The organism is Paenibacillus harenae, from assembly GCF_030812415.1.
GTDB classification, from domain to species: domain Bacteria; phylum Bacillota; class Bacilli; order Paenibacillales; family Paenibacillaceae; genus Pristimantibacillus; species Pristimantibacillus harenae_A.
The window spans coordinates 260171-283133 of record NZ_JAUSST010000003.1; the positions used below are offsets into that span (position 1 = coordinate 260171).

Consider the following 22963-nt stretch of genomic DNA (forward strand, 5'->3'; position numbering starts at 1 on the left):
ATGAAAAACCATCCATTATACAAGCAGATTCAAGTCGATATTTTAGGCCAAATAAAAGCAGGAAAGCTGCGGCCGGGAGATCGGGTGCCGTCAGAGAAGGAACTCGCCGAACTATATAGAGTCAGCCAAATTACGAGCAAAAACGCATTGATCGGATTAGCGGATGAAGGCGTTCTGGTACGCGTGCAAGGCAAAGGAACGTTCGTCAGACAAGAGGGCGAGTCGGCGCAGACAATGGAGAACGCGAGTCAGAGAGGAGCAATTGGCCTCATTCTGCCGTGCATGAAGACAAAGGTTGATCAGAAAATATTGGATTCGATCGAGAAATACGTAACGGCTAGCGGCTACAGCCTTCACGTGCGAATTACGAGAGAATCGCAAGCCGAGGAAAGCGCGGCAATCGAAGCGATGGTGAATGACGGCGTTCGAGGGCTCATTATTTTTCCGACCGAGGAGGAGCGCTATAATGAAAGCATATTGCGATTGTCGCTCGATAAATTCCCCCATGTGCTTATCGACCGGTTCTTGAAGGAAATACGCACCTATAGCGTCAGCTCGGACAATATGACGGGAACGGAGCAGGCGATTTCTTACTTGTTGGACAACGGCCACGAGCATATTGCGCTTATTACGCCGGAAATAACGAATACAGCTACCGAGGAGCGAGTTGTCGGTTTCGAGAAAGCCTATATGGCCAGGAAGCTGCCGATAGACAAAGACTTATGGTGCGTGCTTCGAATAGAGGATATTTCGGGTGGCAACGCACAGACGATCATCGAAGCTTTCCTGAGCGAGCGACCGGCAATTACGGCGGCGTTCGTAGTCAATGTCGAGTTAACCAATTATGCCTACTATGCTGCGAAACGGATGCGCAAGGCTGTGCCGGACGAGCTTGAGCTTGTCTGCTTCGATCGTCCAGACTTTCAAGACGTATCGCATCTTCAGCAAAACGAGGATGAAATGTGCAAGGTAACGGTCGAGCTGCTTCATGCGCAGCTGCAAGGTGAATACGACCCTCGTCGTATCGTCGTTCCTGTAACCTTCAATAATAAGAGAACCTAAACGAGAAGCATGGAAAAAGTACCTTTATGCCGTTCAACAGCGGCTTAGAGGTACTTTTTTTATATTATATTTAGTATATAAACATATAACAATATAAAATATAATGAATGTAAGGAATGAAGCGCTTACAGGCGATTGCGACGATTCACACATAAGCAAAGGAGGCGTCAACTTTTAATGAGAATAAAACGGTTTTTGAAGCTTGGGCCGGTACGTGGCGAGAGGCCGGCAAAGTATGGGACGGCAAAATGACGGCCGAAGCATGGACGAAGGAATTGGCGCCGAAGCTTCAGGAGCTTTACGTCATAGGGAATAACTAGTTGAACGAATTTACGAATAGCGAGTAGCGAGGATGTGTACGCATGAAAAAACGTAAACCCGGTTATATCCGCAAAGAATACGCGTGGGCATATTTGTTCGTAGCAGCTCCTGTGCTCGGCTTCCTCATCTTCGGGGTTGCACCGCTGCTATATTCCGTGTGGCTGAGCTTCACCTCATGGGACTTGGTTACGCCTCCGGAATTTGTCGGCTTGGACAATTACGTCGAGGTGTTCCAGGATGAGAAGGTCTATAAGTCGCTGTACAATACCGTCTTCATGATGCTTGGCATTCCAATCGGTATGGTATTCGCCTTGATTCTGGCCATCATGATGAATCGGCCGCTTAAAGGCATATCGTTCTACCGGACGATCTATTATTTGCCGGTCATTTCCCCGATCATTGCCGTATCGCTTCTATGGCAATGGATATTGAACCAGGACTTCGGCTTGCTGAACCAGACGCTTTGGAATTGGTTCGGCATTCAAGGGCCGAACTGGCTCGGCAATGCGGATTGGATCAAGCCTTCAATGATTTTGATGGGCGTGTGGGGCGGCGTCGGCGGTACGATGGTGCTTTATCTGGCGGGGCTTCAATCGATCTCTACCTCTTATTACGAGGCGGCGGAAGTGGATGGAGCGAATGCGTTTCAGAAGCTATGGAAAATCACGATTCCGCTGCTTACGAATATTCACTTCTTCGTGATCGTCATGGGCGTCATAGGCGCGTTCCAGTCATTCAGCCAAATCTACGTATTGGCGGGTGACGGCGGTCCGGAATACAGCGCAGCGACAGTCGTTTTCTATATTTTCGAAAATGCGTTCAAGTACTTCAATATGGGCTATGCCAGCGCGATCGCATGGGTGCTCGGCCTCATTATCTTTATCGTGACGCTCATTCAATTCAAGTTATCGAAAAAATGGGTGTACAACGATTAAATTTTTGCGGTCATAGTTAGCGAGGGGAGTTTGATCAGATATGAAGCAAAAACAATTAACGAACCAATGGGTTAGCCTGCTGCTCGCCATCGGCTCAATCGTCATGCTTGCGCCGTTCGTGTGGACCGTGTCTACCTCCTTGAAAAATCAGCGTCTCGTATTCGAGATTCCGCCCAAGTGGATTCCGGACCCGGCCACGTTCGACAACTATGTGACCGCTTGGAACGATTCGCCGCTTCTGAACGGCTTTTTGAACAGTATCATTATCGTCATTTTCGTACTTGGCATTGGGCTATTGACCTCGACGATGGCTGCGTATGCTTTCGCCAAAATCGACTTCCCGTTCAAGGACGGTCTCTTTCTGGCCTTGCTTGGTACAATGATGATTCCTTATTCCGTAGTCATGATTCCGCAATTCATCGGCTTCTCGGAAATCGATTGGGTCGATAGTTTGCTGCCGCTCATCGTGCCGGGATTGTTCGGCAATATCGTGGTCGTCTTTTTCCTGCGCCAGTATTTGGCCGGCGGGCTTCCGACGGAGCTGGTCGAGGCGGCCAAGCTGGACGGGAGCGGCTTCTTCCGGACATTCTGGACGATTGCTTTGCCCGTAGCGAAGCCTGCAATTGCCGCACAAGCGGCGTTAAGCTTCATGGGCATCTGGAATGATTTCATGGGACCTCTTATTTATTTGCATACGCCCGAGAAGCAGACGATTCAAGTTCTCATCGCATCGATGCAATCCCAGTACATGGGCTCGTCCAACTTCCCGGTTATTATGGCAGCATCGATTATTTCGATGATTCCGGTCATACTGGTCTTCTTCTTCTGCCAGCGTTATTTCATTGAGTCGCTTGCGATCAGCGGGTTGAAGGGGTAGCCTATCATGCGAATTCGGACCAAGCATTTCGGTTGGAGATTATCGATTAAGGCTGCAATATTCACCGCTACGATCATTCTGGCGCTGGTCGCCTGCCAAGCGGATGAGGTGTCGAAGGTCGAATTGTTGAAGGAGGATGCAAAAGTGTACACGAATTCATTCAAGCTGGATGGCGAGTGGGAGGATTACGGAATAGGCGATCCTTACATTCTGCGATACAACGGAAGATTCTATTTATATTGCAGCACCAAGGATTGGCGTCCCGGAATAAAGGCTTGGAGCTCCGATAACCTGGTCGATTGGCAATATGAAGGTCTCGTAACCGAGTCGGAAATAACGACCGGCGCGTATGCCCCGGAGGTCGTCTATTGGAACGGCAACTTCTATTTATATACGTCGCCCGCCGGCCAAGGGCATTACGTGCTCCGGAGCGACAATCCGACTGGTCCGTTCACCGTCGAAACGGATAATCTGGGTCAAACGATTGACGGCTCGGTATTTATCGACGACGACGGCAAATGGTATTTCACGAATGCGGGCACGCAAGGCATCGTAGCGCATGAGATGCCGGACCCGTTCACGATCGACATCGGCGTTACGACGAATGCGTTCCTTGGCCATTGGACGGAAGGGTCGATGATTTGGAAGCGGAACGGCTTGTATTACATGACGTATACGGGCAACCATGTGTTCAGTAACGGCTACCGCGTCAATTACGCGACGTCCAAGATCAGCCCGTTCGGCGACTATGCGATCCCTTCCAACAATCCGATCATCATTAACACGGAGGAAACTTTCAAGGGTCTTGGACATAGCGCTACGGTGCTGGGACCCGATATGGATTCCTACTATGTAACGTATCACAATCTGGTCGGCCATTCCGCCGAGGGCCCGCCCGTTCGCGAACTGAATATCGACCGGCTTGCCTATAACGGTGACAAGCTTGTCGTGTTAGGGGCAACCCATGACCATGAACAACCTGCGCCGGCCATGCCTGCGCTATATGGTTGGCTAACGGACAACATGCCGGAGGAGCAGTGGGACTCGGCTGATGCGAATACGATTCTTAGCAAAGCTTCAACCGCAGAAAACTTCATAGCGGAATACAATTTTCGCTTAACGCCTGAAACAGGGCTAGCCAATAAGAACAGTGCCGATGCCGTATTTGCCTATAAGGATGCGGATAACTACTCGTCTGTTAGATTGCTTCCGACGAACGACACGCTTCAATTGCTAATCGTTGAAGAAGGCGCGGCGAAGGTAGCGGCTGAGGCGTCATTGCCTGACGATTTCGATTACTCGAAGCTTCATACGATTCGAGTCGAGCAGCGGGAGGGCAGAGTACTTGTCTTCTTCGATACGATGAAGAAGCTTGAAGCGGAAACTTCCGGCGCAAGAAGCGGAAAGATCGGATATATGTCCTCCGAGGACATGAAACCTGTCTATGAATATACGGCATTCTCCAACGATTCCGACGGAAGCAGCGATTTCGAGGCTTATAAGCCGCTGCCGGGAGCAATCGAAGCGGTTCATTATTTGAAAGGCGAAGATCGCGGATATCATGTCGGGAACAAGTATGCCGCTGCCGAGTACCGGAAGTCTGACGGCGTCCGGATTGGCAAGACCGAGGATGGCAGCTATTCCGTACGGCTGCAGGATAGCGGAGATTGGCTCAAGTATAAGATAAATACGAAGAAAGATAGTCCCTACGGAATTGCCGTAACGGTGAAGAAGCCGGATACAGACGCCGTGCTGGAATGGTCCGTTGACGGGGCCAAAGCGGTCAAGACGACGATCGATGCAGATGATGCGGCATTTGGCGAGGGCGCAGCTACGCTGCGTATCGGTACGCTTACCATTCCAAAAGGCTTTCACGAGCTTAAAGTGAAGTTGAAGGCGGGCTCGATCGAGCTTGAATCATTCCAGCTGTTCGCAGCGAAGCGACCAGTGGAAGATGAAGCGTTGGACGGAGATTCGGCGAAATCCCTGTTCGGTATGTTCGGCAGCAGCGAAGGGACTTATACGGGCAGCGGCATCGATGACGATATGCTGTTCGCGGGAGACGACGATTGGGATAACTATGCTTTTGAAACGGAGATTCTGTTAAATGATCAATCGGATCGAGGCGGTATTTACGTCCGCGCCACGAACGAGTCCTACCATCCCGATCAAGTGAAGGATGCGGCTATGGGCTACTACATTGGCATCTCGTCGTCTATCATCACGCTTAATCGAATGAATTACGACTCTTATCCGCTTGCAAGCGAGACGGTATCGCTGGAGGCGGGCCGAAAACATGCCTTCAAGGTAACGGCAGAAGGCGGACGCATTGAAGTATTCTTGGACGGATCGTCTAAGCCGCTTATCGCTCATACGGATCCGGAGCCGTTCCTTCACGGCAAGATCGGCATTAGATCGGAACATTCGGCGATGTCATTCGCTAATATGAGCATTCATCCAATAAAAAAATAAAGGTAGAGCAAGTAGCACCGGAATTGGAGTGGAAACATGAATTATCCAACTAGAAACGAGTATCCAAGACCGCAATTCGAGCGGTCGACGTGGGTTAATTTGAACGGGGAATGGCAATTCGCATACGACGATGCCAATGCAGGCCTCGATGAAGGCTGGTTCGCAGGCGGTACGGATGGCGGGCCCTTCGAGAAGACTATTCAGGTTCCGTTCTGTTATCAGAGCGAGCTGAGCGGCATTAATGAGCAGGCGTTCCACGATATCGTATGGTATCGCAAGGAGATAGAGATTCCGAAAGCGATGGCCGGCAAGCGAATAATCCTTCATTTCGGAGCGGTCGATTACGAAGCGAAGGTATGGGTTAACGGCAGGCTCGTTGCCTGCCACGAGGGCGGACACACCCCGTTTCATGCCGATATTACAGCAGCCATGCATGTTTCGGGGGCAAACCGCATCGTCGTTCGCGCGCAGGATTACAGCAAGGATGTAACGCTGCCCAGAGGCAAGCAATATTGGAAAGAAAAGTCCGAGCAAGTGTTTTATACCCGCACGACGGGCATATGGCAGACGGTGTGGCTTGAGGCTGTCCACCCGACGCATCTTGGCAAAGTAAGGCTGACGCCGGATATCGACCAGAACAAAATCCATATTCGCAGCTTTATCGCGGAGGCGGACGCATCTCGAAGCCTGCGCCTGAACATCAAGATCACGTTCGGCGGCGAGTTGGTTGCAGAAGATCTTATTCGCGTCATGGCATCCGAGGAGGAAGTATCGATTAAGCTGCATGACTTCAACGATCACGGGCTTGGCCGCTGGTGGTCGCCGGAGAAGCCTCAGCTATACGACGTTGAATTTACGTTGCTGGACGAGGATCAGGAAATCGATCGAGTGAGCAGTTATTTTGGAATGCGCAAAATCTCGATCGAGAAAGGCATCCTCTGCTTGAATAATAGGCCTTATTATATGAAGCTGGTACTTGATCAAGGGTATTTTCCCGGCGGCGTGCTTACGGCTCCGAGCGACGACATGCTTCGGAAGGACGTCGAGCTGACGAAGCAAATGGGCTTCAACGGAGCGAGAAAGCACCAGAAGATCGAAGATCCGCGATATATGTACTGGTGCGACAAACTTGGCTTGCTCGTTTGGGGCGAGATGGCTAACGCGTATCAATTCTCGGAGCAATACGTCGAACGTGTAACGAAGGAATGGCAGGAAGCGGTTCACCGCGATTACAACCATCCTTGCGTCGTCGTCTGGGTACCGCTTAACGAAAGCTGGGGCACGCCGAATATATTGATCGACAAGCGCCAGCAGCATCACGCTTCAGCCTTGTACTATTTGACCAAGTCGCTGGACGATACGCGCCCCGTTATATCGAATGACGGCTGGGAGCATGTGAAATCGGATATTTATACGATTCATGATTACGAGAGCAAGGAAGAGGTATTGCGCAGCAGGTATGCAACTCCGGAATCTTCCGTAGGGTGCGATCCGCAAGGCAGGAAAATCATTTTGCCGGGTTTTGCATACAATGGAGAGCCTGTTCAATTATCCGAATTCGGCGGTATTTCGTACATTCAGGACGAAAGCGACGGCTGGGGCTATTCCGCTGCGAAGGATGACCAAGATTATTTGGAGCGTCTTACCGCTGTTATGAGGCCGGTACTTGCTGCAGGCGGGTTGCAGGGTTATTGCTATACGCAGTTGACCGACGTCGAGCAGGAGAAGAACGGCTTGTTGCGATTCAACAGAGAACCGAAGCTGCCGCTCGAGGTTTACCGTAAGCTGAATACCGGAGAAGCGCCTGCATTGTAACGAAAGTTAATTCGATTCCGGCATATTGGCTAAGTCTGAGGAACATAATAGGTCATATGTCTATTATGCACCAGTCAGGAGAGCAGCCTTATGTATAACGAAGCGATAGCGATATTGGATCATAAAATCAAGGCGATTGAGAACGACACCGGAATGATTTATTTGGTCGGGCCCATTCGTCTACCGGTTCGTCTCGGCGAGGACGAAGCGATCTTTCAGTGGTATTGCTGGCTGAGCTGCGATGAGAAGCTGGATGACGAGGAGCAGATTATTAGAAAGCTATCGTCTATCAACCTTGCTGAGATGCAGCAGTCCAGCGTACTCGTGTACGGCGACTTCGAGCATGCGGACGAGGCTTGGATCCGGATGCACAGCATCTGCCATACCGGCGATATATTCGGCAGCAAACGTTGCGATTGCGGATTCCAATTGCATGAATCGATGCGCAGAATCGTAGAGAAAGGTGCCGGCGCATTGTTTTATTTGGCTAATCACGAGGGGCGGGGCATCGGCCTATTCAGCAAAGCGATGGCCTACCTGCTGCAAGAGAAGGGCTACGACACGGTAGATGCCAATCTGAAGCTGGGCTTCGCCGACGATGCGCGCAATTATGACGATGCGATCCGGGTGCTCCAGGCGCTACGCTCGAAGCCGGTTTCACTTATTACGAACAATCCTCGCAAGCGCGATGCGATGCAGGAAGCGGGACTAAGCGTAACGGAGCTCATCCCGCTATGGGGTGATCGATCCCAGCACAACGAGCGCTACTTGGATACGAAGGTGAACCGGTCGGGGCATCTGACCACGGTTTCGGCTTGCCCGAATGATTGATTATAAAATTGGACAGGGCTGTCCTGCCAGCAGAGAATCTGCTAGCGGAACAGCCCTTAGTTGTTGCTTATATTTAACCGGACCTATGCGCGAGCGACAGGTCGTATGGAATCCCCATGTTAACAGCAAACAGCAAATGTACTCTTAGTTGCTTAACTACGCATCCTAGAACAACGGAAGCCCTACCTCTCTTCCGTCCTTGCGGCTCCGATGACCGCGCCAGTGTGAAATAGAAATACAGCACGAAAATTGGTTTGGAATTAACAGCACAGAAATCAAAATCCGAGGAAAACATTGAATTCGAAAGGGGATTATTCTGAGGGTTAAATATAACACATTCATTTCATTATACATGGATGCTTGGGGAAAAGCAATATAATTTTCAAGAATTGCAAAAAAAGAATGACAATAACCATTTTGGACACGATAGGAGGGAAGGAGGAGGGGATAAACATGCCTGAATGGTTTGAGATTTCTTTACGTACGCTTGCTGCCGTCGCTATTTTATTTATGCTGACTAAGATTTTGGGCAAGAGACAAATTTCCCAATTGTCCCTGTTCGAGTACATAACGGGAATAACCATCGGCAACATCGCGGCTTATGTCTCCCTTGATTTGGACACTCTTTGGTATTTGGGCCTCGTTTCGATCGTCGTTTGGACAAGCGTCGCGGTCGGCATGGAATATATGACGATGAAGAGCAGAGTCATACGCGACTTCGTTGATGGCAAAGGCACGGTGCTAATTAAAGACGGCCAGCTCTATAAGCAGCATCTGCATAAAGAGCGTCTAACGCTGGATGAGCTGTTGGAGCAGCTGCGCAAGAAGGATGTATACCGGGTTGCAGATGTTGAATTCGCCGTCATGGAGCCAAGCGGCGAGATTAACGTAATGCTGAAGAAGGAGCATCAACCGCTCACGGCAGAAATGATTGGCTGGAATCTAAGACCAGAGAACGAAGCCAAGACGGTCATCATCGATGGGCGTGTGTTTAATGACATGGTCGACGAGAGCGGATACAGCCTGGAATGGCTGCATCACGAGCTGAAGAAAAAGAATCTTGCGCCTGAGAGCGTCTTTCTAGCCCAGATCGATAGCGATGGCCAGTTGTACGTACAGACCGGCGATGCGAGGCCGGACCATGACAACGCCGATAGGAAACCGAAGGATCGGATAGATTCTTTGGCCAAGCAATTCGAATCGGAACTTAAGCGGCTAAGGAAGCTCGCACGCAATGAGAGCGACCGCCGCACTTACCAATCCGCGCTTGATCGTTTTCAAGCAGGCTATAGTCCATCAATGCCGGATAGAGAGCAGAAGCCTTAGCAGCTCAGCGGTTGGCAAGAAAGAAATAGCCTGTTTTTCCTTCTATTAAATACGGAATAGAAGGAGAGGCAGGCTTCAAGCGAGCGATTAATCCGTCCATCTTGCGGCCCAAAGCTTCATTTCCTTTAATATATGGGTTAAATCCTCGCCCTTCGGCGTTAACGTATATTCCACCGTTACGGGGACAGTCGGAAACACCTTGCGCTCGAGTACGCCTTTTTCTTCCAGATGGCGAAGCGTTGTTGTTAGCGCTCTCGGACTAACGGACGGAATCATCCTCTGCAATTCGCCGAATCGCCTCGTTCCGCAGAACAGCTCCCTGAGCACGAGAAAGGCCCATTTTCCCCCGATAACATCCAATGTTTTCTCAATATTGCATTCGATCTGAATGGGCTCCTTTGGTACATAATTATGCGCGCTCATTAAGCCAGCTCCCTTCCTCACGTGCGGTTACTATAAGTATAGTATATATACTGTAGTTAATAAAATGAATAAACTTTCACTACTTTATTAATCGCTAGAACTGCTATACACTACTAGTGAGACGAGGAAAGAAAAGAAGGAGTGAAGCAGTTGAAATACAGGAAACTTGGCAGAAGCGGGCTCAAAGTGAGCGAGATCGGACTTGGGAGTTGGCTTACATTCGGTACGGCAACGGCAGAGGAAACAGCGCAAGCTTGTATTCATAAAGCATACGAGCAAGGCATTAATTTCTTCGATACGGCGAACGCCTACAATAACGGCGCAGCGGAGCAAGTAATGGGAAGCGCATTGAAAGCGTATACGCGGAGTAGCTACGTGCTCGCTACGAAGCTGTTCTTCCCGATGGGAGCCGGCCCGAACGATAGGGGCTTGTCGCGCAAGCATATTATGGAGCAATGCGATGCCAGCTTGAAGCGTCTAGGCACGGATTACATCGACTTGTACCAATGTCATCGCTTTGATAACGAGACGCCGATCGAAGAAACGCTGCGTGCGCTGGATGATTTGACGGCTCAAGGCAAAATATTGTATGCGGGCGTCAGCGAGTGGACGGCAGGGCAGATTGCCGATGCGGCTTCGATTGGCAAAAACCTGAACCTTCGTCCTCTGATCTCCAATCAGCCGATCTACAATATGTTCGAGCGTTATATCGAGAAGGAAAACGTTATCCAGCAATGCGAGTGGGAAGGGATGGGGCAAGTTGTATTCTCTCCGCTCGCGCAAGGCGTGCTGACTGGTAAGTACAAGCCGGGTCAAGCCATTCCGCAAGACAGCAGAGCGGCAAATGACAAGACGAACGGCGTCATTAACAGCTATCTGCGTGAAGATGTGCTCGCTTGCGCGGCAAAGCTTGAGGAGCTGGCCGCGGAGCTTGGCGCTTCGCTATCTCAATTCGCGCTCGCTTGGGTGTTGCGCCAGACGAATGTGAGCTCTGCGATCATCGGCTCGAGCCGTCCGTCCCAAATCGAAGAGAATATTAAAGCGATCGATTTGGTTTTAACCGACGACGTTCTTGCGCGTACGGAGAACATTTTGATGGAGATCAGCGGCTTCGCGCCAATGAGATAGATGAACCAACGAGTAAGGGCTCTCCACGAAGGCCACGCATTTGGCCTGCGTGGAGAGCCTGTTTTAATTTTCATGTCCGCAATGAATGTGAAATTATGTCTTATATATAGGAAGCGATTTTTCGAAATGCTATTTTTGACCCCTGTTTCTTTCTTGTCGATGCGGGATGACGATTGGATCGGATATAGTCTTCGGCATTGTGGTGCCGCCGGCAAAATGATACTTGACCAAATTGTTGAATTCGTCGAGCGACGGCATCAGCGAGCGGCCGCCCCAAGCGATTTTCGCATATTCATTGAAGTGATTGACAAGCTCCATATTGGCCGAGATATGAACCTCCTGCACGGTAGGAGCCATTTTCCTTACCTTCAAGGCAATCGTCTGCTTCAGCTCGTCGGACAAGTTGTTGTAGTCGTTGACGGTAAAATAAGAATTGTAAGGGCCTGCCAGTCTTTGGTTGTTCGTAAAGTTGCTCCCTGTAGCGTGATTATAGACCCCTTCCGTCGTTCCCGTATTGTCCTGCTCAAGCGTACCGCCGGAATTGCGCGTGCCGACAGACGTCCAGTCGAGCAAGAGACCGACATAGGCATTCTTGTCCGTAAGGAAGACAAGCCCGGATGCGATACCGTTAATGCTCGATATTTGATTGGATATTTTGGAGCTGTATTCAAAGAAAGCATTCATGTGCTGATTAGGATTGGTCGACATTGTGCCGAATGCTTTGTTCCCGATCGTCTTCGGATCACCGGTTTCCCTGCTTCCGTAATCGGTATCGCTTTTCTGCGCTTGATTCTCGTAGTTGCAGCCGATTGCGACAGCGAATAGAACGGCGGCGGACACTAATAAAGCGGCGATTCGTTTCACCATAATAGAACGGACCCCCATTCATGCGATAATGGCTTTAGCTTCTGCCAGGAGCGCTTAAATATACGTTTCGGGCCGCATACATAATTGACCATGGGTTTGGTGCACAATGTAGGGTAAGAAGACAGAGCTGAGACAAGCTGTTCGGATCGTTTGCAAGTGCCGAAAAACCCCCGTATATCGCGATTTTGACAGCTTTGAGAACAATTTGTGAACTCTCTGTGGAACATTGACAAATAGGTGCTTCAACTTTATATTTAATAAAGTGATTTAAGTTGCAGGAGTTGTAATAACATCTGTGAAACACGCAGTTAGCCGCTTGCCACGCGAAATTAGGTAGCTGCGAAAACGTCAAAAGTGGGGTTGATTAATGATGAAACGGTGGCAATTTGTAAAACGGCTTGCGCCGCTGATGGCCATGATGGTGCTAGTGTTAGCGGCATGCGGACGGGAAGATTTGTCGACGCTGAATCCCCAGGGACCTGTAGCGGAAGAGCAATTCGGACTGATGAAGCTGGCGATTTCAATCATGTTGGTCGTGATTGTAATCGTATTTGCGATTTCTTTGTATGTAATTATTCGTTTCCGCAGGCGTAAGGGAGACAACACGATTCCGAAGCAGGTTGAAGGAAACCATAAGCTGGAGATTATCTGGACTGTAATCCCGATTATCATGCTTATCATTCTTGGCGTCCCAACTGTACAGTCGGTATTCAATCTGGCGAAGGACTACAGCAAAGACCCAGACGCTGTTAAGGTAATCGTTACTTCGCACCAATATTGGTGGGAATTCGAATATCCGGAGCTGGGCATTAAGACGGCACAAGAGCTTATTATTCCGACAGGCAAGACGATCGCGATCGAAGCGAAATCGGCAGACGTGCTTCACTCGTTCTGGATTCCTTCGCTAGCAGGCAAGATCGATACGAATCCTGGCGCGAACGTAAACAAAATGTATTTCTCGGCGCCAAAAGAAGGCGTTTACCTCGGCAAGTGCGCCGAGCTGTGCGGACCTTCCCACGGTTTGATGGACTTCAAGGTTAAAGCGGTAGACGAGTCCTCGTTCGACCGTTGGACGGCAGCTATTCAAGAACCGGTTGCTTTGCCTAGCGATCCGGCTGTCGCTGAAGCGTTCCAAAGCAAATGTCTTACTTGCCACGCAGTCGGCGATCTGGGCGGACCGGCCTTCCCTAACTTAACGGGTATCGGCAGCCGCGAGAGCGTCGGAGGTATACTTGTTAATACCGATGATCCGCAATATAGCAATGAGGGTTCCGTTTACGATAACCTGTATCGTTGGATCAAGGATCCTAACAGCATTAAGCCGGGCAACCAAATGGCTGGCGCTTACGATCTGACGGAGCAGGAGCTTGAAGGCATTACAGATTACTTATCGAAACTAACTCTCGACTACGAACAATAAATCATCGGTGATTGAAGGAGGTACCTACTTTGGCTCATGCACATGCTCATACGCATGCGGTCAAACGTCACAGCGGTTTAATGGACTGGCTGACAACGGTTGACCACAAAAAAATTGGAATTTTGTATTTGCTGGCTGGAGGATTTTTCTTTCTAGTTGGCGGCTTGGAAGCATTGTTGATTCGGATTCAGCTTTGGAAGCCTATGAATGACTTCGTAAGCGCCGATACGTTCAACGAATTGCTGACGATGCACGGAACGACGATGATCTTCCTTGCGGCGATGCCGATTCTATTCGCGCTTATGAACGCGATCGTACCGCTCCAGATCGGCGCGCGCGACGTTGCTTTTCCGTTCTTGAACTCGCTTGGCTTCTGGACTTTCTTGTTCGGCGGCATTCTACTTAACGTAAGCTGGTTTACCGGCGGCGCGCCGGATGCAGGCTGGACAGCCTATGCACCGCTCGCCGGCACGACATACAATGGCGACCATGGCGTCGACTATTATGTTCTAGGCCTGCAGGTTGCCGGTATCGGCACATTGATCGGGGGCATCAACTTCCTCGTTACCATTATCAACATGCGTGCGCCTGGCATGACGTTCATGCGTATGCCGATGTTTACTTGGACGATTTTCATTACATCCGCTCTAATCTTGTTCGCATTTCCGGCCCTTACCGTTGGTCTTGCGGCACTCATGTTCGACCGGTTGTTCGATGCGAACTTCTTCGACCCGTCGGGCGGCGGTAATGCCGTGCTATGGGAGCATATTTTCTGGATATTCGGGCATCCTGAGGTTTATATCCTCATCCTGCCGGCCTTCGGCGTTATTTCCGAGGTAATAAGCACATTCTCGCGTAAGCGTTTGTTCGGTTACAGCTCGATGGTTTTCGCTACCATCCTGATCGGCTTCTTGGGTTTCATGGTTTGGGCGCATCACATGTTCACGACAGGTCTTGGACCGGTAGCGAATGCGCTGTTCTCCATCGCAACGATGCTGATCGCGGTACCGACCGGTATCAAAATTTTCAACTGGCTGTTCACGATGTGGGGCGGTTCGATTATATTCAACACCGCTAACCTGTTCGCAGTGGGCTTCGTGCCTACCTTCGTAATGGGTGGCGTAACCGGCGTCATGCTGGCTGCCGCGCCTGCCGACTTCCAATATCATGATTCCTACTTCGTTGTAGCGCATTTCCACTACGTTATCGTCGGCGGTCTGATCTTGGGTATTTTCTCCGGTCTTCACTACTGGTGGCCGAAGATGTTCGGTCGCGCGCTGAACGAAACAATTGGTAAGTTGACGTTCTGGACGTTCTTTATCGGCTTCCACTTAACGTTCTTCATTCAGCATTTCCTTGGTCTTCTTGGCATGCCGCGTCGTATCTGGACGTACCTTGACGGTCTTGGCTTCAATGAAATGAACTTAATTAGTACAATCGGCGCGTTTCTGATGGCGCTTGGCACGATCTTGTTCCTCTTGAACATTGTTACGACGGCGTTCAAGCCGAAGAACGCGCCTGCAGATCCATGGGAAGACGGTCGTACGCTGGAATGGACGATTCCTTCGCCGGCTCCGGAGTACAACTTCGCTCAGACGCCGCTTGTTCGCGGTTATGACGCTTATTGGAAAGAGAAGATGGATGGCCACAAAGGCATGACGCCTGCCGAGCCGCTTGGCCCGATTCATATGCCGTCGCCATCGATCTTGCCGTTCTTCATGGGTGTCGGCTTGTTTATTGCAGCGCTTGGCTTCATGTACGCACCGGATTGGGGCGATATGTTCGACGGCTTCAAAGCGGGCTATGGCGTTGGTATTTTCGGCCTTCTCATCTTGTTCGGATGCATGTTCTTGCGTTCGGTCATCGATGATCACGGCTTCCATATCGAAGAAGAAGAAATCCTCAAAGACAAGGGGGGGAAAGCATGAGCGCACACTCGCATGTAGATGGGCAATTGCCTCATGAGCCCGAAAAGGCGACCCTCGAGGGACGCAATAAAGTATTAGGCTTCTGGTTATTCCTTGGCGGCGAGACCGTATTGTTCGGAACGTTGTTCTCCGCGTTCCTTGCGCTTCGCCACCAAGTGCTCGGCGGGCCTCCTGCCGAGGAACTGTTCAATCTTGGTCTCGTAGCAGCAGCAACGCTGATCTTGCTTACATCCAGCTTGACGAGCGTATTCGCGGTTCACGCGCTGCATACGCATCAAGTGAAGTCGTTGATTATGTGGCTTATCATTACCGTTGTTTTGGGTGCAGGCTTCCTGGGCCTCGAGATTTACGAGTTCGTGCATTACGTGCATGAAGGCCACGGCTTTACGACGAGCGCATTCAGCTCCTCGTTCTATACGTTGGTCGGCTTCCACGGCGCACACGTTGCATTCGGTATCCTGTGGATCTCGCTTCTTATCATTCAATTGGCGAAGAAGGGCCTGAACACAACGACTGCTCCTAAAGTGTACATTGCCAGCATGTACTGGCACTTTATCGACGTCGTATGGGTATTTATCTTCACCGTCGTGTACTTGATGGGAAAGGTGGGCTAATCGATGGCAAGCAATCATTCAGCCACAGAGGAAAGCACCAAACGTCATAAGGTCGAAGGACCGAAGAAACACGTCATTGCCTTTATCTTCTCCCTTGCGCTTACGCTTATCGCGTTCGCGGCAGTAATGGGCGGAGAAATCAACAAAGACTTCATCTACATCATCTTGATGGGAACGGCTTTCTTGCAGGTGTTTGTACAGATGGCATTCTGGATGCATATGAAGGATCGTGGACATACGTTCGCGCTAATCGGAATATTGGGCGGGGTATTCATCGTCTTTACTTGCGTCATCATGGCGGAGTATTGGGCTTGGTGGTAAGCCGCAGTTGAATTTCATCGGAGGAGGGTCCCAAGGCTTGGGTCCCTCCTCTTTTCTAGAAAGCAATGAAAGGAGTATCCACGATGCTAGGCTTAGAGTATTTTACATTCGAAGAGTTGTGGACCCCGTTGTTTCTGTTCGGAATGGCGGCTATCGTCATTCTATATTTCTATCTAATCGGCCCATGGCGGCTTAAGCATACGCCGGGCGAGCCTCCGGCAACGGTACTGCAGAAGACGTTGTTCGTGACGTCGGCCGTCCTGATCTACCTGTCGCATGGCGGTCCGCTCAGCCTGTTAGGCCATACAATGTTCACGTTCCATATGGTCAACATGTCGATATCCTATCTAATCGTTCCGCCGATGTTCTTGCTTGCTATACCGGCTTTCCTATGGCGCAAAGCATTCGCAGCCGCCTTCTGGAGCAAGTTCGGCAAGCTGATGCATCCTATTGTTACGTTAGTGTTGTTCAATATGCTGTTCTCCATCTATCATGTGCCCATGATTCATGATTACGTCATGACGCATTTCACGATTCATCGCCTTTATTATTTGATCTTGTTCATTACTTCATGCATGATGTGGTGGCAGATCACATGTCCGGTATCGGAGTGGAGCCGTCTGACCGATCTGAAGAAGATGGCTTACGTATTCGCTAACGGCGTATTGCTTACGCCAGCTTGCGCGCTTATTATTTTCGCTAAAGAACCCATGTATGCAATCTACAGCGATCCGAACGTATGGGTAACCGCTATGGGCTATTGCGTATCGGGTGATCCTAGCAGACTTCTTGATCTGGGCAGCTTGGGGGGCGGCGGGCCGCAGTTCTTCAACCTGATGGACGTCGTTGAAGATCAGCAGCTTGGCGGTATTGTTATGAAGCTTGTACAAGAGCTGATGTACGGTATTATATTGGCCTATATTTTCAAGCAATGGTTCAAGAAAGAGCATACCGAGGATGAGTTGCCTAATCCAGGCACCGCTTAAGGAATAGATAAAACGTAGCTGAACCAATTATTTTGATTACAATGGGTGGGGTATTAATGGATAAATATACGATTGTGCCATCAATTAGCACGTTCTTCATCGTTCTGAGCGGCGTGCTCGTCGCGATTGGATGGCGTCTGGCCATTAAACGCAAGCTCGAGCAGCATCAGAAGGTCATGTTCGCGGCGGCCGTCTCGGCGCTGTTGTTCTTCATTATTTACGTATCGCGTTCGGTGTTCCAGGGCAATACCGAGTGGGGAGGACCGGACGAATTGAAGCCGTATTACCTCGTCTTCTTATTGTTCCATATCGTGACGGCGACGATCGGCGGGGTGTTCGGCATTACGACGTTGACGCTCGGTTACCGCAAGAAGTTCGCCAAGCACCGCAAGTGGGGCAGAGTCACCTCGGTCGTATGGTTCGTTACTTCGATAACGGGTACGGCAGTTTATGTTTTGCTGTACCTCATGTACCCGGGCGGTCATACGAAGCCGGTCATCGACGCTATTTTCGGTTGATAGCTGTATAAGGACAGGCATGTGAAGCGGTTAATCCGTTTCATATGCCTGTTTTTTGTTATTTGCAAAATTAGCAAAAGGAAGTCATTGACAACTGTGTATGTCGTGAGTATACTGTGTATAAAGATATACACAGTATACTTACTGATCACATCGAGGGGAGCAGATACGGTGAGCAAATGGAAGGGTGCATGGTTTCTCGCCAAGCAAGAGCTAGTAAGGGATCGATGGAGGAGCATTATTACGGTAGCGTTTATCGGTTACCTTTTACTGTTCAGCGTACCGTTGTTCCTGGAATCAATGACGGAGAGAGAGACCGATTCGATGTCATGGCTGACGGACTTCATCTACTTATCGCTGCTTCCTTGCCTCGGCTTCGTTCTTAACAACACGATGATGAATTATTACAAGAAGGACAGCTACTCCAGAAAGCTTGCCTACTTGCGTACGCTGCCGATCACGCCGCAGCAGATCGCATTAGGCCGTCTTATCCAGCTAACGCTCGTGTTGTTCGCCGCGCAGCTCATATTTTTTGCAGCGCAATATGTCATCATTTATTTCTCTTTCGTGGAGATCGATCTAGGAGACTTCGCCTTGTACGCTTTGTTCTGGTTCGGCTATTCACTTATGATCGCCATGGCTTATGTTTACTGGGAGATCGGGCATAGCGGCAAAGTCTACTTCGCAGCCTGTATCGTAACCGCGATTCTCTTCCTGGCTATAGCGGCTGCCGTAAGTTGGCTGGGAGAAGGCAACATCGTAATCGGAACGCTAGGGGCGATCGAAGAAGGCAAATGGTGGATCGCGCTTATTACACCGGTGATCTGCGCCATAACGTTGCCTTTCGGTTACCGCGTGCTTACGAATCGACTTCAGAAGCGCAGCTACACAGTCTAGATGAATTGAAACTAAGAAGAAGGTGAAGCCATGCGGTTGCCCATACAAATTAACGAGCAAAGCGCCGAGCCGCTCTATCATCAAATAGAAGTTCAACTGCGGGCTTTGATCGTAAGCGGACAATTGCAAGAGGGCACGATGCTACCGTCGATTCGAGAGTTCGCGCAGACGTTAAAGTGCAGCGTCATAACGGTTAAGCGAGTATACAGCGATCTGGAGACGGAAGGGCTGCTGCGAACCCGCCAAGGAACAGGTACATATGTTGCCCAGGTTGGCGAGCAGGAACGCGATCGACATCGGTTATCGGCTGTGGCCGAGGCGATGGAGCAAGCCGTTATTGCCGGAAAACGGGTGCAGTGTACGGAAGAGGAGCTTAAGTTACTGTTCAAGGAAGCGATGAATAAGCATTTTGATTAGAATTGGAGGCAGTGTGATGACAGAGACGTTGGCGGTTCAGTTGAAGGGCGTCGTACAGAAACGCTCCAACTTTCAGCTAGGTCCTATTGATCTTGCTATACCAAAAGGTTATATAACCGCAATTGTCGGACCGAACGGCAGCGGCAAGAGCTCGACCTTCAGGCTGCTGCTCGACTTGGTCAAGGCAGACGAAGGAACCATTGAGATGCTGGGACAGCAGGTAGGCGGTAGCCCGGATGTCGAGCTGAACAAGAAGATCGGTTATTTGCCGGAAGAGTCCTGGATGCATGAGGAGAAGATGAAAGCTACCGAGAAGGCGGAGTTCCAGCGCTTCTGGTATGACAAGTGGGATGTCAACCGCTATCAGGAGCTGCTAAGGCTGCTCGAGGTTGATCCTAATCAAGTATTGGGCAAAATGTCCAAGGGCAGTCGGCGCAAGTTCGAATTCGCCTTGGCGCTCGCTCACGGACCAGAGCTGCTATTGCTCGACGAGCCTTCCTCCGGGCTTGATCCGCTCGCTTGGAAGACGATGATCGATGTGCTGCATCGCTATATGGATCGCGGGGATCGCACGATATTGATGACTTCACACATAGTCGAGGAGGTTAAGCGTCTCGCCGATTATATCGTCTTCATGTCGCAAGGGCATGTGCTCGGGATGTACGAGAAGGATGAGCTGTTCAGCAGCTGGTTCGTCTACTTCGTCAGCGGAGAGCGCATATCCGCCGCTTTGGCTGCCAAGATGCCGGGACAATGCGGGGTTGAGCAAGCCGGGGGAACGACGTATCGCATAACAACGAATCAAGCCGCTGCTGCGGAGCAATGGTGCTTGGAGCAGGGTTTGGAGCTAGTTAGCAGCCAAGCGATGGAGCTGGATGAAATTATGGCCGCTCTGCTGATGCAAGATCGATTGAACGCGAGATCCAACTAAATGAGGGGAGCAATAACATGAATCCATTGAAGGTTGAGCATATCGTTAAGCAATATGGAGATAAAACGGCCGTGAACGGCATTAGCTTCGAGGTAAGCGAAGGGGAAATATACGGGTTGCTGGGTGCCAACGGTGCTGGCAAAACAACGACGATGCGGATGGTACTGGGACTTATTTACCCGGACGAGGGCAAAATCTACTACCACGGCAAGCCATATAGCAACCAACAGCTGCAAGGGCTCGGCTATCTGCCAGAAGAGAGAGGGCTGTATCCGAAGGTTCGCGTAAGCGATCAGATCCTATACTTGGCGCAATTGCGCGGGATGTCGAAGAAGGATGCGGACGTGAACCTGAAGCGCTGGCTGGATCGGTTCGAGGTGCCCGATTACTACAATAAGAAGGTTGAAGAATTGTCCAAGGGCAATCAGCAAAAAATCCAATTCATCGCATCCATTATCCATAATCCGAAAATCGTCATTCTCGATGAAGCGTTCAGCGGTCTCGACCCGGTTAACGTGGAGCTGCTCAAGTCGACGGTGAAGGAGCTGCGCGATTCCGGCACGAGCATCTTGTTCTCGACTCACCGTATGGAGCATGTCGAAGAGCTGTGCCGCAACATTACGATTTTGCATCGTTCGAATGCCGTACTGAAGGGCAACCTGAAGGAAATCAAGAAGCAATTCCCGAAAGAGCGCGTGATCCTAAGCACTGAAGGCGAAGTGAAGGGATTGGAGCAGATTACAGGCGTGACCGGCGTTACGCGCCACGAGTACGGCTACGAGATTGGCATAACGAATGAAGCGGCGGGCGGCGATATTTTGCGGCATGCGATCGGTCAAACGGCGATTTCGCGCTTCGAGATCAAGGAACCGACTTTAAACGAGATTTTCATCAAAACAGTAGGCGGTGACGGCCATGAATAACTTCTGGACAGTAGTTGGCTTTACGATTAAAAACAAATTCAGAGGCAAGGCATTCCTCATCACAACGTTGATTATCGCTATCATTATTTCCATCGGCATTAACCTTCCGTATATCTTCTCGCAATTCGGCGGAGACGGAAAGAAGGTAACGAATATCGGTTACGTGCAATCGTCGCAGGCCGAGCTTGCTGCGGGCTCGATTGTGGGCGATCAATTGAAGGCTTATAATGAGGCACAAGAAGAGCCGTCGATCAAGCTGATCCCTTACGAGGACAAAGGCTCGGCTGCTGCGAACGAGACTGAGCTTAAGAAAGCAATCGCGAACAAAGAAATTAAAGGTTACCTGGAATTCGGTGAAGCAACGGCGGAGAGCGGCTTGCCAAGCATGACGTACAAGTCGGAGAAGCTAATGGAGATGGAGCTTACAAGCTCGCTGCAAAGCACGTTGCAAGCGATTCGCATGGAAGCGGCGCTGCAAAGCGCAGGCTTAACGGATGAACAGAAAACGCAATTGTTCACGCCGGTCGACATTGCAACCGTTCAAATCTCCGCAACAGAAGGCGCGGGCAATATCGGAGAAGGCAAGACGCCTGCCGAGCAAGGCATGAATATGGGCTTCGTATACGCGCTCGTCGTTCTGCTCTTCATGACGATTATGATTACAGGTCAATTGATTGCTTCGGAAATTACAGCCGAGAAAAGCTCGCGCGTCATGGAGCTGCTCATTACGAGCGTCGCGCCGCTTAAGCAAATGTTCGGCAAAATTCTAGGCATGTTCATCGTTGGATTGATTCAAATTATAGTATATGTGGCGGTCATCATTATTAACGTAAGCCTTCCGCATAACAGCAAGACGTTGAAGGATCTGGATATTGACTTCAGTCTGATCGATCCATCCCTGATCGTCTATGCGCTTATCTTCTACGTGACGGGTTACTTCCTGTTCGCAACGCTGTTCGCGGCGGTCGGCTCGATCGTAAGCAGGACGGAAGATCTTGGCCAGGCGGTGCTGCCGATCACGATGATCTCCCTCGCTGGCTTCTACATCACGATCTTCAGCATCGGCAACCCGGACAGCACGCTTGTAAACGTAACATCGTATATCCCGTTCTTCTCGCCTTATGTGATGATGCTTCGCCTCGGCTTATCCGAGCCGCCAATGTGGCAAGTGCTCACTTCCATCGGCATCCTGCTCGCAACGATCTACGCATCGGTATGGATCTCGGCTAAAATCTACCGCACGGGCGTGCTTATGTACGGCAAGCGTCCGAGCTGGAAAGAGCTCCGCAAGGCGATGAAGGCTTATAAGATTTAAGAGATAACAAGCACATGTGTGTTGTGTGGCGTCATAATTAATGAGATACTTTTAAAATATTTGAGAATTAGTTTGCATAAATATAAATGAATATTTATGCACTAAAATGTATAAATTAATGGGTTGTGGGTAATACGTAATGTTGTCACTCGTATTACCCTAGATTGTCACAAGAGTCCAGAAGATTTGCCACTCAAAACCTGTACTTGAATAAGCTCCCTCGGGAGACGATAGTCCTAGAATATAAAGAGGTATCTTGGCTAGATAAGTCTATGGAGGATGTTATGGATTCGGCGTTCGGCTTGATAACCATAATCGTTCCGTCGCGAGGTACGGAGAAGGGCATATTTGGACCGAGAAGTGCAATCTCAGAAATACTTTCCAAATGTGACAAGACTAACTTTCGACACTAAACCTTATACCGAAGTAAGGAGTACAGGGATACCGGAAGCAAACGGAATGATAGATCCAGTCGTCCCGATGCGCCAGTCGTACCCGGTAGCACCGGTAGGTCCGATAGGACCAATCAAGCCGGTGGCGCCGTTAACCCCTGCAGGTTCAACGGGTCCCCCTATTGGGCCAGTGAAGCCACGCGGGCCTCTGAGTCCTCTGCATCCAGTGCGTCCATTTGGATGA

General features: G+C 50.2%; 21 protein-coding genes. 19 read left to right on the top strand and 2 right to left on the bottom strand.

The window, feature by feature from the left end; translation table 11 throughout:
- The 7 genes from J2T14_RS11400 (at position 1) to J2T14_RS11430 (ending at position 9639) form a co-directional block, all read left to right on the top strand.
- Positions 1–1062 carry a GntR family transcriptional regulator gene (locus J2T14_RS11400; RefSeq protein ID WP_307470850.1) on the top strand — a complete coding sequence of 354 codons (1062 nt, stop codon included), beginning with the start codon at positions 1–3 and terminating at the stop codon, positions 1060–1062.
- Positions 1063–1424: 362 nt separating this feature from the next.
- Positions 1425–2318: a carbohydrate ABC transporter permease gene (locus J2T14_RS11405; protein ID WP_307470855.1), complete on the top strand. Its 894-nt coding sequence runs from the start codon at positions 1425–1427 to the stop codon at positions 2316–2318.
- Between the two features lie 40 nt (positions 2319–2358).
- The gene (locus J2T14_RS11410; RefSeq protein WP_307202986.1) at positions 2359–3195 is read left to right on the top strand and encodes a carbohydrate ABC transporter permease; all 837 of its coding nucleotides are present in this window, start codon (positions 2359–2361) and stop codon (positions 3193–3195) included.
- A gap of 6 nt (positions 3196–3201) precedes the next feature.
- The gene (locus J2T14_RS11415) at positions 3202–5667 is read left to right on the top strand and encodes a family 43 glycosylhydrolase (protein ID WP_307470857.1); all 2466 of its coding nucleotides are present in this window, start codon (positions 3202–3204) and stop codon (positions 5665–5667) included.
- A gap of 36 nt (positions 5668–5703) precedes the next feature.
- A complete protein-coding gene (locus J2T14_RS11420; protein WP_307470859.1) occupies positions 5704–7482 on the top strand; it encodes a glycoside hydrolase family 2 protein in 1779 nt (592 codons plus the stop codon).
- A 90-nt stretch (positions 7483–7572) separates the two neighbouring features.
- Positions 7573–8313 carry a GTP cyclohydrolase II gene (locus tag J2T14_RS11425; RefSeq protein WP_307470861.1) on the top strand — a complete coding sequence of 247 codons (741 nt, stop codon included), beginning with the start codon at positions 7573–7575 and terminating at the stop codon, positions 8311–8313.
- Between the two features lie 453 nt (positions 8314–8766).
- Positions 8767–9639, top strand: coding sequence for a DUF421 domain-containing protein (locus J2T14_RS11430; RefSeq protein ID WP_307470863.1), 873 nt, complete (start codon positions 8767–8769; stop codon positions 9637–9639).
- A gap of 87 nt (positions 9640–9726) precedes the next feature.
- Here the strand turns inward: J2T14_RS11430 and J2T14_RS11435 are convergent, their stop codons facing one another.
- Entirely contained in the window at positions 9727–10062 is a 336-nt protein-coding gene (locus J2T14_RS11435) for a winged helix-turn-helix transcriptional regulator (RefSeq protein WP_307470865.1), read from the bottom strand.
- A 150-nt stretch (positions 10063–10212) separates the two neighbouring features.
- Here J2T14_RS11435 and J2T14_RS11440 point away from each other — a divergent pair, with 150 nt between their 5' ends.
- Positions 10213–11190, top strand: a complete 978-nt coding sequence (locus J2T14_RS11440; protein WP_307470867.1) for an aldo/keto reductase family protein — start codon at positions 10213–10215, stop codon at positions 11188–11190.
- Positions 11191–11319: 129 nt separating this feature from the next.
- Here the strand turns inward: J2T14_RS11440 and J2T14_RS11445 are convergent, their stop codons facing one another.
- Positions 11320–12057, bottom strand: coding sequence for a hypothetical protein (locus tag J2T14_RS11445; protein WP_307470868.1), 738 nt, complete (start codon positions 12055–12057; stop codon positions 11320–11322).
- A 367-nt stretch (positions 12058–12424) separates the two neighbouring features.
- On the opposite strand from J2T14_RS11445, the gene coxB reads away from it, so the two are divergent.
- The 11 genes from coxB to J2T14_RS11500 all read left to right on the top strand — a co-directional run bounded on the left by coxB (position 12425) and on the right by J2T14_RS11500 (position 22327).
- Positions 12425–13477: a cytochrome c oxidase subunit II gene (coxB, locus tag J2T14_RS11450; RefSeq protein WP_307470870.1), complete on the top strand. Its 1053-nt coding sequence runs from the start codon at positions 12425–12427 to the stop codon at positions 13475–13477.
- 80 nt (positions 13478–13557) lie between these two features.
- The gene (gene ctaD / locus J2T14_RS11455; protein ID WP_307471933.1) at positions 13558–15405 is read left to right on the top strand and encodes a cytochrome c oxidase subunit I; all 1848 of its coding nucleotides are present in this window, start codon (positions 13558–13560) and stop codon (positions 15403–15405) included.
- Positions 15402–16019, top strand: coding sequence for a cytochrome (ubi)quinol oxidase subunit III (locus tag J2T14_RS11460; RefSeq protein WP_307202964.1), 618 nt, complete (start codon positions 15402–15404; stop codon positions 16017–16019). The genes ctaD and J2T14_RS11460 overlap by 4 nt, the downstream gene beginning before the upstream one ends.
- A 3-nt stretch (positions 16020–16022) precedes the next feature.
- Complete coding sequence (locus tag J2T14_RS11465; protein ID WP_307202962.1) at positions 16023–16340, top strand: cytochrome C oxidase subunit IV family protein; 318 nt, start codon at positions 16023–16025, stop codon at positions 16338–16340.
- An 83-nt stretch (positions 16341–16423) separates the two neighbouring features.
- The gene (gene ctaG / locus J2T14_RS11470; RefSeq protein ID WP_307470872.1) at positions 16424–17326 is read left to right on the top strand and encodes a cytochrome c oxidase assembly factor CtaG; all 903 of its coding nucleotides are present in this window, start codon (positions 16424–16426) and stop codon (positions 17324–17326) included.
- 56 nt (positions 17327–17382) lie between these two features.
- Entirely contained in the window at positions 17383–17844 is a 462-nt protein-coding gene (locus J2T14_RS11475) for a DUF420 domain-containing protein (RefSeq protein WP_307202958.1), read from the top strand.
- Between the two features lie 171 nt (positions 17845–18015).
- Positions 18016–18741 (top strand): hypothetical protein, encoded by a 726-nt coding sequence (locus J2T14_RS11480; protein WP_307470875.1) that lies wholly within the window; start codon positions 18016–18018, stop codon positions 18739–18741.
- 30 nt (positions 18742–18771) lie between these two features.
- Positions 18772–19158 carry a GntR family transcriptional regulator gene (locus J2T14_RS11485; protein ID WP_307202953.1) on the top strand — a complete coding sequence of 129 codons (387 nt, stop codon included), beginning with the start codon at positions 18772–18774 and terminating at the stop codon, positions 19156–19158.
- A gap of 16 nt (positions 19159–19174) precedes the next feature.
- Complete coding sequence (locus J2T14_RS11490) at positions 19175–20089, top strand: ABC transporter ATP-binding protein (protein ID WP_307470878.1); 915 nt, start codon at positions 19175–19177, stop codon at positions 20087–20089.
- Between the two features lie 17 nt (positions 20090–20106).
- Complete coding sequence (locus tag J2T14_RS11495; protein WP_307470879.1) at positions 20107–21012, top strand: ABC transporter ATP-binding protein; 906 nt, start codon at positions 20107–20109, stop codon at positions 21010–21012.
- The gene (locus tag J2T14_RS11500) at positions 21005–22327 is read left to right on the top strand and encodes an ABC transporter permease (protein WP_307470881.1); all 1323 of its coding nucleotides are present in this window, start codon (positions 21005–21007) and stop codon (positions 22325–22327) included. The genes J2T14_RS11495 and J2T14_RS11500 overlap by 8 nt, the downstream gene beginning before the upstream one ends.
- The last annotated feature ends 636 nt before the right edge of the window (positions 22328–22963 follow it).

Excerpts from the sequence above, each read along its gene's own strand:
- J2T14_RS11430 (WP_307470863.1), top strand. The coding sequence starts at position 8,767 with ATGCCTGAATGGTTTGAGATTTCTTTACGTACGCTTGCTGCCGTCGCT.
- J2T14_RS11410 (WP_307202986.1), top strand. The coding sequence starts at position 2,359 with ATGAAGCAAAAACAATTAACGAACCAATGGGTTAGCCTGCTGCTCGCC.
- J2T14_RS11425 (WP_307470861.1), top strand. The coding sequence starts at position 7,573 with ATGTATAACGAAGCGATAGCGATATTGGATCATAAAATCAAGGCGATT.
- J2T14_RS11400 (WP_307470850.1), top strand. The coding sequence starts at position 1 with ATGAAAAACCATCCATTATACAAGCAGATTCAAGTCGATATTTTAGGC.
- J2T14_RS11465 (WP_307202962.1), top strand. The coding sequence starts at position 16,023 with ATGGCAAGCAATCATTCAGCCACAGAGGAAAGCACCAAACGTCATAAG.
- ctaD (WP_307471933.1), top strand. The coding sequence starts at position 13,558 with ATGGACTGGCTGACAACGGTTGACCACAAAAAAATTGGAATTTTGTAT.
- J2T14_RS11420 (WP_307470859.1), top strand. The coding sequence starts at position 5,704 with ATGAATTATCCAACTAGAAACGAGTATCCAAGACCGCAATTCGAGCGG.
- J2T14_RS11405 (WP_307470855.1), top strand. The coding sequence starts at position 1,425 with ATGAAAAAACGTAAACCCGGTTATATCCGCAAAGAATACGCGTGGGCA.
- J2T14_RS11490 (WP_307470878.1), top strand. The coding sequence starts at position 19,175 with ATGACAGAGACGTTGGCGGTTCAGTTGAAGGGCGTCGTACAGAAACGC.
- J2T14_RS11485 (WP_307202953.1), top strand. The coding sequence starts at position 18,772 with ATGCGGTTGCCCATACAAATTAACGAGCAAAGCGCCGAGCCGCTCTAT.
- ctaG (WP_307470872.1), top strand. The coding sequence starts at position 16,424 with ATGCTAGGCTTAGAGTATTTTACATTCGAAGAGTTGTGGACCCCGTTG.
- coxB (WP_307470870.1), top strand. The coding sequence starts at position 12,425 with ATGATGAAACGGTGGCAATTTGTAAAACGGCTTGCGCCGCTGATGGCC.
- J2T14_RS11495 (WP_307470879.1), top strand. The coding sequence starts at position 20,107 with ATGAATCCATTGAAGGTTGAGCATATCGTTAAGCAATATGGAGATAAA.
- J2T14_RS11460 (WP_307202964.1), top strand. The coding sequence starts at position 15,402 with ATGAGCGCACACTCGCATGTAGATGGGCAATTGCCTCATGAGCCCGAA.
- J2T14_RS11415 (WP_307470857.1), top strand. The coding sequence starts at position 3,202 with ATGCGAATTCGGACCAAGCATTTCGGTTGGAGATTATCGATTAAGGCT.
- J2T14_RS11445 (WP_307470868.1), bottom strand. The coding sequence starts at position 12,057 with ATGGTGAAACGAATCGCCGCTTTATTAGTGTCCGCCGCCGTTCTATTC.
- J2T14_RS11500 (WP_307470881.1), top strand. The coding sequence starts at position 21,005 with ATGAATAACTTCTGGACAGTAGTTGGCTTTACGATTAAAAACAAATTC.
- J2T14_RS11435 (WP_307470865.1), bottom strand. The coding sequence starts at position 10,062 with ATGAGCGCGCATAATTATGTACCAAAGGAGCCCATTCAGATCGAATGC.
- J2T14_RS11475 (WP_307202958.1), top strand. The coding sequence starts at position 17,383 with ATGGATAAATATACGATTGTGCCATCAATTAGCACGTTCTTCATCGTT.